Genomic DNA, 1,824 nt, shown 5'->3' with positions numbered 1-1,824 from the left:
TGCTGACCGGCACGGCTGCAGCAGAAACGCTGACGGGCACGTCGGCCCGAGACCTGGTGTACGGGCTGGACGGCAACGACACGCTCAACGCCGGCGCAGGCAACGACCTGCTGGACGGCGGGGCGGGAGCGGATGTGCTCAACGGCGGTGCAGGCGACGACATCTATGTGGTGGACAACGCCGCTGACAGCGTGGTGGAGACCACCAGCACGACGATCTATGTGGACCAGGGGCAGTACGTCACGACGTATGTCGATCAGGGGTACTACAGCACGAGGTACGTCGATCAGGGGTACTACCGGTACTACTACATGGACGAAGGCAGCCCGATTTACTTCCCGGAGCAGAGATATAACGAAAATGGGGACGCGCTGCTTTCACCCGAATGGGTGTCTGTGATGGTTCCCCAAACGTACTGGGTGCCGAATGTGGTCCCACAAACGACCTGGGTGCCCAACGTGGTGGCGCAGACGGTGGTATCAGACTCGGGCGGTGTAGATACCGTGAACGCTTCCATCAGCTATGTGCTGGGCACGAACCAGGAGAACCTGACGCTGACCGGCAGCGCGGCCCTCAACGGCACGGGCAATGCCTTGAACAACGTGCTGACCGGTAACACCGGTGCCAACATGCTGGACGGTGGCGCTGGTGCTGACACGCTTGACGGCGGCACTGACGACGACCTGTTGATCGGTGGGCAAGGCAACGACCGTTATATCTACGCCCGCGGCTATGGCCGGGACACGGTCTCGGACACCGACACCACCGCCAACAACGTGGACACACTCGTCATGCAGGCAGGAATTGCCGCCAGCGACGTGACGGTGAGCCGCACGGCCACCCAGATGGTGCTGACCTTGAGTGCGTCAGACCAGGTACTGATTGACTGGGACGTGGCCAGCGGCAAACGGATTGAACGTGTTGAGTTTGCCGACGGAACGGTCTGGACGGCCAGCGACCTGCTGCTGATGAGCAACCGGGCGCCGACGTTTGCCGCACCGGCCAACCAGAGCACAGCGGAAGACGCTGTATGGAGCTACACGCTGCCGGTGGGCACGTTTGCAGACCTGGACGCAGGCGATGTGCTGAGCTACAGCGCCCGCCTGGCCGACGGTAGCGCGCTGCCGGGCTGGCTGAGCTTTAATGCTGCGACGCATACCTTCAGCGGAACGCCCCTGAACGCCAACGTGGGCCTGCTGGCCTTGAAGGTGACGGCGACCGACACCCAGGGAGCGACTGTCAGCGGCACCTTCAATGTGACGGTGACCAATACCAATGATGCGCCGACTGTTCTTGTTCCTCTGCCAGGCCAACTGGCAACTGAAACACAGGCCTTTAGTTACGTGGTGCCGGCCAATATCTTTACCGACATGGATGTGGGCGATACCCTGGTGCTGAGTGCGGTGCTGGCCAATGGGAGCGCTCTGCCTTCATGGTTGACCTTCGATGCGGCGACGCGAACGCTTTCCGGAACGCCGCCGGATACCGCCGCGGGTGTCCTCGGCCTTGCGATCAAGGCAACCGACAGTGCCGGTGCATTTGCTCTGGCGAACCTGTCGCTGGATATCACCAATGTGCTGACCGGCACGGCTGCAGCAGAAACGCTGACGGGCACGTCGGCCCGAGACCTGGTGTACGGGCTGGACGGCAACGACACGCTCAACGCCGGCGCAGGCAACGACCTGCTGGACGGCGGGGCGGGAGCGGATGTGCTCAACGGCGGTGCAGGCGACGACATCTATGTGGTGGACAACGCCGCTGACAGCGTGGTGGAGACCACCAGCACGACGATCTATGTGGACCAGGGGCAGTACGTCACGACGT

Annotated in this window: 1 protein-coding gene; it reads left to right on the top strand. The window is 62.7% G+C overall.

Going from position 1 to position 1,824, the window contains the following annotated elements:
* The coding region (locus AC1DYQ_RS22825; RefSeq protein WP_477688715.1) for a putative Ig domain-containing protein at positions 1–1,824 on the top strand (1,824 nt) is incomplete at both ends.

This window comes from Polaromonas sp. P1_F4, from assembly GCF_056405675.1.
This window is presented reverse-complemented; position numbering and strand designations above follow the sequence as displayed.